This is a genomic window from Streptomyces sp. YIM 98790 (genome assembly GCF_011421595.1).
GTDB lineage: Bacteria > Actinomycetota > Actinomycetes > Streptomycetales > Streptomycetaceae > Streptomyces.
This window is the reverse complement of sequence record NZ_WTLH01000075.1, coordinates 19333-27882: the sequence shown is the minus strand read 5'-3', so window position 1 is coordinate 27882 and position 8550 is coordinate 19333. Positions and strand designations below refer to the sequence as shown.

Here is an 8550-nt window from a genome sequence, read left to right as displayed (position 1 = left end):
CGGGGGCGCCCCCCATGCCCCCGGGACCGGGCACGGGCTTCCCGCAGCAGCCGGCCCCGCCGCCCGGCGCGTACGGCGGCGGGCCCACCGCTCCCTCCGGCATGCCCGCCGGTCCCTATGCCACCCCGGCCCCCGGCGGCTTCGGCGCGCCCGGCATGCCGGGCGGCCCCGCCAAGTCCGGCGGCAGCCGCGGCCCGGTGCTCGTCCTGGTGATCGGCGTCGTGCTGGCCGTCCTGATCGGCGGCGGCTTCGGCGCCTGGTACCTCCTCAGCGGTGACGACTCCTCCACCACCGCCGATTCCGGGAAGGACAAGGACAGCGAGAAGAAGGACGGCAAGGACGGCAAGGACGACCAGAAGAACGACGAGGGCGAGGGCTCCGGCGGCGGAACCGGGACCGAGCAGGGCCTGCCCGGCGAGGTGATCGAGGGCGGCCTGGTCCTTGAGGTCGCCCAGCCGGAGGTCACCGAGGACGAGGGCCTGATCTACGCCGACGGCTTCTACGTCGTCGAGGACACCTTCATCCGCTTCATGCGGGAGGGCCTGGCCGCCTGGGATCTGACCACCGGCGAGCAGGCCTGGACGCTGCCGCTGGACAAGGGGGACTGCAAGGCCACCCCGGAGCCCTCGCAGAATCGCATCGCCGTCCTCCAGGGCCGCGACTGCGAGCACCTGACCATCGTGGACCTGTCCACCGGACAGGAGGTCTGGACCCAGGAACTGGTCGGCGACATCACCCCCAGCACCTACGACATCCCGGCCATTCTCGGCGACACGGTGGCCGTCGGCACCGCGGTCGGCGGCCAGGGCTGGTCCATCAGCAAGCAGGAGCAGCTCTGGGCGACCAAGCCGGGCGAGGAGTGCGTCGAAGAGGCGTACTGGAACTGGGAGGACACCAACTTCCTCTCCAAGATGGGCTGTGGCTTCCTCGGCGACACCGGCAGCCTCCGGTTCACCGACGAGGCCGGCCAGGAGCTGTGGGAGTGGGAGTGGCCCGCCGAGCTGGACGGCGAGGAGGTGCGCTTCGAGTCGGTGGTCTCCGTGGACCCGCTCGTCGTCAAGATGGACGTCGGCACCGACTGGGCCGACGCGCAGATCCAGTACTGGGTGATCGACGAGCAGCGCAAGGACATCAAGCACGTGCTGCCGTACGACGAGGAGCGCCACAACGACCCGTGCGAGGTCAACACGCTGGCCGGCTGTCCGGGCGGCGTGGTGGTCGACGACATGCTGTTCATCGCCGGCTCCGATGCGGAGAACGCGGTGATCGCCTTCGACCTCAACACCGGCACCGCGCCCTACGAGGTGAAGCCGATCAACGGCGGACAGATCATTCCGATGGGTGAGATCGACGGCAAAATCCTTGCCTACCAGCCGGCCGGCACGGACCTGGAGGGCATGGTCGTCGCCATCGACCCGGCCACCGAGCAGGCCGAGCCGGTGATGACCATGGACCCGGCGGCCCGTGACAAGGAGTACACGCTCTACAGCTCGATCTACGGCTACGACGACCGGGCGTACTGGAAGAACAACCGGTTCTTCCTGGTTTCGCAGCATTTCTACAGTCACCGGACCGACCAGCCGGTGGTGCTCGTCTACGAGTGACCGGCGCGCTGATCCGCCGGTCAGCGTCTCCTCGCTGCCCGCGGGGACGAGGCCGGGGCGGTGCCCGCCCCGGCCCGATGCGCAGTACCGTTGCCGCCGCCGGGGCAGGCCCTGCCGCCTGCCCCGGCCGTGCTTTCCGGCTCTCCGCCGCGGCTTGCCGCCGCGGTCTGCCGTCGCTGTCCGCCCACGTCCCGCTGTCCGCAGCAGTCGCCATGAGGGAGGCAAGATGAGCGTTCGGGTCGTCGTCGTCGATGACCGCCGGCTGGTGGCCGAGGCGCTGGCCTCGGCGCTGCGCGTACGCGGGCACCGGGTGCTGGGCGCGGCCTCCCCGGTCAGCCGGGCCGCCGAGCTCGCCGTGTCCAAGCAGCCGGAGGTGTGCCTGCTGGGCACCGGCGCCCCGGAGGGGGAGGGGGTGCTCGACCCGGTGCTGCGCATCCGCCGGGAGTGCCCGCGGGTGGCGGTGGTGGTGCTGGGCCCGGTGCCCAGCCCGCGCGGGGTGGCGGCGGCGTTCGCGGCCGGAGCCCGCGGCTATGTGCGGCACGACGAACGCATCGAGGGCGTGGAGCGGGCCCTGGCCAAGGCCAAGGCGGGAGAGGCGGCGGTGGCGCCGCAGCTGCTGCGGGAGGCATTCGCCGAACTGCTCAATCCGCGCACCGGGCCGGACGCGGAGGGCGCCCGGCTGGCCGGGCTGCTGACCGACCGCGAGGCCGAGGTGCTGCGGCGCATCGTGGACGGGGACGACACCCGGCTGATAGCCGCGGGCCTGGGGGTGGCGCCGAGTACCGCGCGCACCCATATCCAGCGGCTGCTGACCAAGCTGGGCACGGCCTCCCGGCTGGAGGCCGCCGCGCTGGCGGTGCGCACCGGGCTGCTGCGCCACCTGCCCGGCGCCGCCGGGCCCGCCGACTGACCCGGCTGCGCCCCGGCTCACCCCCGCTGCTCGCCCCCGCTGCTCGCCCCTGCTGATCCCCCCGGCTGTTCCCCCGCTGTTCCCCGGCTGCTCCTGCGGACCCGGCCCTGCGGGCCGGCTCCGGCCGCCGCTCCGCCCTTCCTCGGCCACGTGCTGTTTTCTGCCTTTTTCTGGCGCTCTCCCGCCTTCCGTTGACGCCTGCTGTCGATGTATGCTTCATTATGTTTGATTCTGTTGAAGTCTTGGGTGTTGTGAGGGTCTGGAGAAGCGGGACGGCGTGCAGGCATGAAGAAGACCGTGACCCGGCTGGCGGACGGCCGTGAGCTGATCTACTACGACTCCGGCAGCCCCGGCGGCCCGCGCGGCCTGCCCGACCGGCGGGACCTCGGCCGGGTCGCCGCCTCCTCCGAGATCCGCACCGACCCGCTGCTGCGCGAGCCCGTCGGCTACGCCGCCCACCGCCAGGGCCGCACCCATCTGCCGCCCGCGGACCAGTGCCCGCTGTGCCCCTCCGAGGGCGGCCGGCTGACCGAGATCCCCGACCCGGAGTACCAGGTCGCGGTCTTCGAGAACCGTTTCCCCTCCTTCGGCGGCGGCACCGGGCGCTGCGAGGTGGTCTGCTTCACCTCCGACCACCACGCCTCCTTCGCCTCCCTGGACGAGGAGCGCGCCGCCCTGGTGCTGGACGCCTGGACGGACCGCACGGCGGAGCTCGCCGAGCACCCCGGCGTCCGCCAGATCTACTGCTTCGAGAACCGCGGCCGGGAGATCGGGGTCACCCTCGCCCACCCGCACGGCCAGATCTACGGCTATCCGTACGTCACCCCGCACACCGCCCGGGTGCTGGAGTCGGTCGCCGCCCACCGCCGGGCCACCGGCCGCAACCTGTTCGACGAACTGCTGGAGCGGGAGCGCGGTGCCGGCGAGCGGGTGGTGCTGGAGACCGCGCACTGGACCGCCTTCGTCCCGCACGCCGCCCGCTGGCCGTACGAGGTGCACCTCTACCCGCGCCGCCGGGTCCCGGACCTGACCGCGCTGGACGACGCGGCCCGCGCCGAGTTTCCCGGCGCCTATCTGGAACTGCTGCGCCGCTTCGACCGCCTGTTCGGCGAGGGGGCCGCACCCACCCCGTATATTTCCGGCTGGCACCAGGCTCCCGCGGGAGCCTCCGGACTGCCCGTGGAGCGCGAGGAGTTCGCCCTGCACCTGGAACTGTTCACGATCCGCCGCAGCGCCGGAAAGCTGAAGTACCTGGCCGGTTCGGAATCCGGTATGAGAGCTTTTGTCAGTGATGTGCTGCCGGAGGCGGCGGCAAGGCGACTGCGTGAGGTGGCAAGCGGGTGAGCAAGTACCTGGTCACGGGTGGTGCGGGATACGTCGGAGGGGTCGTCACGGCCCATCTGCTGGCGGCGGGGCACACCGTCACCGTGCTCGACGATCTGTCCACCGGCTTCCGCGCCGGAGTGCCCGAGGGCGCGGAGTTCATCGAGGGCCGCGTCCAGGAGGCCGCCCGCTGGCTCGACTCCTCCTACGACGGCGTCCTGCACTTCGCCGCCTGCTCCCAGGTCGGCGAATCCGTGGCCGACCCGGAGAAGTACTGGCGCAACAACGTCGGCGGCTCCATGGAGCTGCTGCGCGCCATGCGCGGGGCGGGCGTGCGCAGGCTGGTGTTCTCCTCGACCGCCGCCGTCTACGGCGAGCCCGAGTCGGTGCCGGTCACCGAGGACGCCCGCACCGCGCCCACCAACCCGTACGGCGCCAGCAAACTGGCCGTGGACCACATGATCGGCGGCGAGTGCGCGGCACACGGCCTGGCCGCGGTCTCCCTGCGGTACTTCAACGTCGCCGGGGCGCACGGCGGGTACGGCGAGCGCCACGACCCGGAGAGCCACCTCATCCCGCTGGTGCTCGCCGCCGCGCTGGGGCAGCGCGAGTCCATCTCCGTCTTCGGCGACGACTACCCCACCCCGGACGGCACCTGCATCCGTGACTACATCCACGTGGACGACCTGGCCGAGGCGCATCTGCGGGCGCTGGACGCCGCCACCCCCGGCGAGCACCTGATCTGCAACCTGGGCAACGGCGCCGGTTTCTCGGTGCGCGAGGTCGTCGAGACCGCCCGCAAGGTCACCGGCCGGGACATCCCGGAGACGGCCGCCCCCCGCCGGGCCGGCGACCCGGCCGTGCTGGTGGCCTCCGCGGAGCGGGCCCGCACCCGGCTCGGCTGGCAGCCGGTCCGGCCGGACCTGGCCGGGATCATCTCCGACGCCTGGGACTTCGCCCGGCGCACCGCGCGGGCCGGCGGAACCGGCCCGGCCGCCTGACCGCGGCAGCCCGGCACCGGCCGCGCCCCGCGCCGCCGGTGGACGAAGGGAACCCGACACACCATGACCGCCGACCCCGCACCCGCCGCCCCGGCCACGCCCGACGGGATCACCGCGCTCTTTCGCGACACCTACGGCACCGAGCCGGAAGGGGTGTGGGCGGCGCCCGGCCGGGTCAACCTGATCGGTGAGCACACGGACTACAACGACGGTTTCGTGATGCCCTTCGCGCTGCCGCACACCACGCTGGTGGCGGCGGCGCGCCGCAATGACCGGATACTCGCCGTCCGCTCCGCCGACCAGCCCGGCCCGGTCGTCGAACTGGCGCTGGAGGGCATCGGGCCCGGCCGTGCCCGGCCGGCCGGCGTGCCGGCCTGGACCGCCTACCCGGCGGGCGTGGCCTGGGCACTGCGCGAGGCGGGCCACCCCATCGGCGGGGCCTCGCTGGTGGTGCGCTCCACGGTGCCGGTCGGCGCCGGGCTGTCCTCCTCGGCCGCGCTGGAGGTGGGCACCGCGCTCGCCCTGGACGGTCTGCACGGGCTGGGCCTGACCGGTCCCGGGCTGGCCCGCGCCGGGCAGCGCGCGGAGAACGCCTACGTGGGCGTGCCCAGCGGGATCATGGACCAGATGGCCTCGGCGTGCTGCACCGCCGGGCACGTGCTCCATCTGGACACCCGTGCTCTCACCTTCCGCCAGGTGCCGTTCGACATGGCGGCGGCCGGGCTGCGGCTGCTGGTGGTGGACACCCGGGTGCAGCACAGCCTGGCGGACAGCGGCTACGCCGAGCGCCGGGCGTCCTGCGAGGCGGGGGCCGAGGCGCTGGGCGTGCCGGCGTTGCGCGACATCCCGGCCGGCTCCCTGGAGGAGGCCCTGGGCCGGCTGTCCGATCCGGTGCTCCGCCGCCGGGTCCGTCACGTGGTCACCGAGAACGCCCGGGTGGCCGAGGCCGCCGCGCTGCTGCGGGAGGGCCGTCCGCATGCCCTCGGCCCGGTGCTCACCGCGGGCCACGCCTCGCTGCGCGACGACTTCGAGGTCTCCTGCCCGGAACTCGATCTGGTCGTGGCCACCGCCACCGCGGCCGGTGCGCTCGGCGCCCGGATGACCGGCGGCGGCTTCGGCGGCTCGGCGGTCGTGCTGGTCGAGGCCGGCGCGGCGGAGAGGGTCGGCAAGGCGGTGACCGAGGCCGCCGCCGCGGCGGGCCACCCGGTTCCCCGTACCTTCACCACCACCCCGTCCCCGGGCGCCCGCCGGCTCCGCTGACTCCCGTCCCCGGCGCTCGGAGCGCCGCAGGGCCGGCCGTCCCCCGGGCGGCGGCGTCACGGGGGTGGGGAGTGAGGGAAGTAATAGCGAGATTGCGTCACGGAGTTCGCGCAAACCGCTCCCGTCGCGGGCCCGCGGCCGTAGGCTGAGTGTCGGCACCGGTGGGGGCTGGTGCTGATCAGGGGGCGAGACAGGTGGGCGCGGCATCTGCCGCCCGGCACCGGTCCGCGCGGCGGCGGCCGTGCGGATCCGGCCGGGGCCGAGCGGCGGTGTCGCGTCCGCCCGCGCCGCCTGTTCCGGCCGGTTGACCACGGGGCGCAGGACAGGGGGCAGTGTTGGACCGCATCCGGGTGCTCATCGTCGATGAGCACCGTGTCTTCGCCGAGTCGCTGGCCACCGCGCTCAGCGCGGAACCCGATGTGGAGGCGGTCGCCGCGGGCAGCGTGCCGGCGGCCACCCAGATGCTGGACCGGTCCCGCGCGATGGGCTCCCCCTTCCAGGTCCTGCTGCTGGACACCGGTCTGACCTCCGCCGCGCCCGCCGCCCGGGGCGAGGAGGCCGGCGCGGCCGCAGCGCCCCCGGTTCCGTCCCCGGCCGCCGCCCCCTGCGGCGGTGCCAACGGCCAGGCGCCGGAGATGACGGCCATGATCGACTCCGTGCGGGAGCGCTTTCCCGCCCTGCGGCCGGTGATGCTGGCCACCGAGGACGACGCCCCGGTGGCCGCCCGCGCACTCGCCGCCGGCGCCTGCGGCTGGATCGCCAAGGACAGCTCGCTGGCCCAGCTCCTCCAGGTGGTGCGCGGCGTGCTGCGCGACGAGACCCATCTGCCGCCCGCGCTGCTCACCGGCGTGCTGCGCGAGCTGACCCGGGACCGGCACCACCGCAGCGAGCGGCAGCGGCTGGTGGAGTCNCACCGCAGCGAGCGGCAGCGGCTGGTGGAGTCGCTCACCCCGCGCGAGCTGGAGGTGCTGCGCTGCATGCTGGCCGGGCTGGGCCGCAAGGCGGTGGCCGAGCGGCTCTACCTCTCGCCGCACACCGTCCGCACCCACATGCAGAACGTGCTGGGCAAGCTCGGCGTGCACTCCACGCTGGCCGCGGTGGCCCTGGCCCGCCGGGCCGGCATACCGCCGGCCGACCAGCCCGGCTAGGCCCTGCCGGGCGGTCTAGACGGGGCGGGCCCCGGTGTCGGGGTTGTCGAAGGGGGCGGTGAGCTCGCGCAGCAGGGAGGCCAGCTCGCGCCGCTGTGCGGTGGTCAGCTGGGCCAGGATGGCCCGCTCCTGGGTGAGCAGCCCGGCCAGTGCCCGGTCCGCGTGATCCTGCCCGGCGGCCGTCAGCCGCACCAGCACGCCGCGGCGGTCGCTGGGGTCGGGCCCGCGCTCGACCAGGCCCTTCTTGGCCAGCCGGTCGATGCGGTTGGTCATGGTTCCGGAGGTGACCAGGGTCTGGGTCAGAAGCTGGCCGGGGGAGAGCTGGTAGGGGGCGCCGGCCCGGCGCAGCGCGGTGAGCACGTCGAACTCCCAGGGCTCCAGGCCCAGCTCGGCGAAGGCCAGCCGCCGTGCGCGGTCCAGGTGGCGGGCGAGCCGGCTCACCCGGCTGAGGACCTCCAGCGGCTCCACGTCGAGATCGGGGCGTTCGCGCCGCCACGCTGTGACCAGTCGATCGACCTCGTCCTCCATGCGCCCCAGTGTAGTGGTTGTGTCGATATGAAGCCTCTTGAGCAGAACTTTCTTGACATCAAGAGTTTTCCGGGTCACGGTAGGACGCATGAGCACGGGCAGCCCCGTCGTCTGGAATCCCCGGCAGTATCTCCGGCACGCGGACCACCGCGCCAGGCCGCTGCACGATCTGCTCGCCCGCGTCCCCGGCCTCCCGCCGGAGGCGCCCGTCATCGCCGGCCTGGGATGCGGACCGGGCGGGGTGCCGGCCTTCCAGGTGCCCGGCAACTTCGCCGCGCCCGGCCATGCCCTGCTGCGCGGGCTGTGCCGGAGCGGGCGCCGGCGTGCCCGGCTCGGCGACGTCCTGCGCCACGAGCGCCCGGTGCCGGACCCGGAGGAGTATCTGGCCGCGCCGGCCGCCCCCGGCTGCGCGGCGGACGTCTGGGAGACCACGCATCTCCCTCTGCTGGACGGCGAGGACCGATCCGGTGCTGGACTGGACCCGGGGCACCGCGCTGCGCCCCGTGCTCACCGCGCTGGACCAAGACCCGGACGCCCGGCGGGAGTTCCTGGAGCAGTACCGGTCGGCGCTGCGCGCCGCCCATCCGCCCGGCGCGGACGGCCGCACCGTCTTCCCCTTCCGCCGGATCTTCGCCGTGGCCCGCAGGTCTGGGTGAAAGCCTCACCGGTCGTGGAGGTTCCCTGCACTGAACGGGGGACCTTGCTGAGCCGGTCGAGTGAACAGTAGCAACGTCGGTCCGTTCCGCCGGGTTGTTCAGGGCGCTCCGAGAGCGGGG

At 74.0% G+C, this 8550-nt stretch carries 7 protein-coding genes and 1 pseudogene; 7 read left to right on the top strand and 1 reads right to left on the bottom strand.

Annotated features, from left to right (window positions below):
* The 6 genes from GQS09_RS14680 to GQS09_RS14655 form a co-directional block, all read left to right on the top strand.
* Window positions 1-1604 (top strand): PQQ-binding-like beta-propeller repeat protein (locus GQS09_RS14680; protein ID WP_207957833.1); only part of this gene is annotated, 1604 nt, incomplete at its 5' end.
* A 226-nt stretch (window positions 1605-1830) separates the two neighbouring features.
* Window positions 1831-2514: a response regulator transcription factor gene (locus GQS09_RS14675; protein WP_165986507.1), complete on the top strand. Its 684-nt coding sequence runs from the start codon at window positions 1831-1833 to the stop codon at window positions 2512-2514.
* Between the two features lie 285 nt (window positions 2515-2799).
* The gene (gene galT / locus GQS09_RS14670) at window positions 2800-3858 is read left to right on the top strand and encodes a galactose-1-phosphate uridylyltransferase (protein WP_165986506.1); all 1059 of its coding nucleotides are present in this window, start codon (window positions 2800-2802) and stop codon (window positions 3856-3858) included.
* Window positions 3855-4838, top strand: a complete 984-nt coding sequence (gene galE / locus GQS09_RS14665; protein WP_165986505.1) for a UDP-glucose 4-epimerase GalE — start codon at window positions 3855-3857, stop codon at window positions 4836-4838. Before galT ends, galE begins: the two co-directional genes overlap by 4 nt.
* A 63-nt stretch (window positions 4839-4901) precedes the next feature.
* Complete coding sequence (gene galK, locus GQS09_RS14660) at window positions 4902-6098, top strand: galactokinase (protein WP_165986504.1); 1197 nt, start codon at window positions 4902-4904, stop codon at window positions 6096-6098.
* 335 nt (window positions 6099-6433) lie between these two features.
* Window positions 6434-7246: a response regulator transcription factor gene (locus GQS09_RS14655; RefSeq protein WP_165986511.1), complete on the top strand. Its 813-nt coding sequence runs from the start codon at window positions 6434-6436 to the stop codon at window positions 7244-7246.
* Between the two features lie 15 nt (window positions 7247-7261).
* Here the strand turns inward: GQS09_RS14655 and GQS09_RS14650 are convergent, their stop codons facing one another.
* Window positions 7262-7774, bottom strand: a complete 513-nt coding sequence (locus GQS09_RS14650) for a MarR family winged helix-turn-helix transcriptional regulator (protein WP_165986503.1) — start codon at window positions 7772-7774, stop codon at window positions 7262-7264.
* Between the two features lie 88 nt (window positions 7775-7862).
* Between GQS09_RS14650 and GQS09_RS14645 the strand changes: the two are divergent.
* Window positions 7863-8430 (top strand): annotated as a pseudogene (locus tag GQS09_RS14645) (hypothetical protein).
* Window positions 8431-8550 lie beyond the last annotated feature (120 nt).